General features: G+C 34.3%; 1 tRNA gene and 1 pseudogene. Both read right to left on the minus strand.

Annotated features, from left to right (window positions below):
* Positions 1 to 21 precede the first annotated feature (21 nt).
* A tRNA-Met gene (locus IDG60_RS19080) sits at positions 22 to 95 on the minus strand.
* A 469-nt stretch (positions 96 to 564) separates the two neighbouring features.
* Positions 565 to 671: pseudogene (locus tag IDG60_RS19085) on the minus strand (serine hydrolase family protein); the annotation flags it as partial.

Below are 671 nucleotides of genomic sequence, written 5' to 3' on the forward strand. Positions count from 1 at the left end.
TATTAAATTAAAAACTATGTATTGCGGGAGGCGGATTTGAACCACCGACCTTCGGGTTATGAGCCCGACGAGCTACCGAACTGCTCCATCCCGCGCTAATATTATTTTGAATTACCTAATTAATATATCATAATCAAAAACCTAAAGTCAAGAACTTTTTGAATTTAATTTAAATGTTATCTCTTAAATAATTACTTAAATATCGTAGCAACATGTTCTCTGTTGAACACAAATATTAGTATATTCATTTTTGTAGTATACGTCAACGACATTTTTAAAGTTTTTTGTGTAAAAAAACGCTTCTTATTCCCTTTTATCATATAAGTGTCTAATAGTTGTCATAAATAGTGTTAAAGCATTTAAAAAGGTATAGGAGTTATAAAGTTTACAACGCCTATACCTTCTGAAAAAGAAATTATAAAAGCTTGTTACACCGCATATTCTTTCAGTCAGCGACTACCAATATAACATTGTAGCCCTAAGACATTGCTTGACGCCTCAATTACCACAATTTTTTCAAAATCAGCAGCTACCTACTGACACAACATAGCAACCAAACATTACCTATCGTGTCATGTAATCTTGCATCCGATCTTGCAACGCTGTAAATGTTTCGAAGCCATCCTCTTCTAAGAAGTGCCCTCCATCTTCCACGATTCGCAAGTTCCCCT

Source organism: Staphylococcus sp. EG-SA-2, from assembly GCF_017152085.1.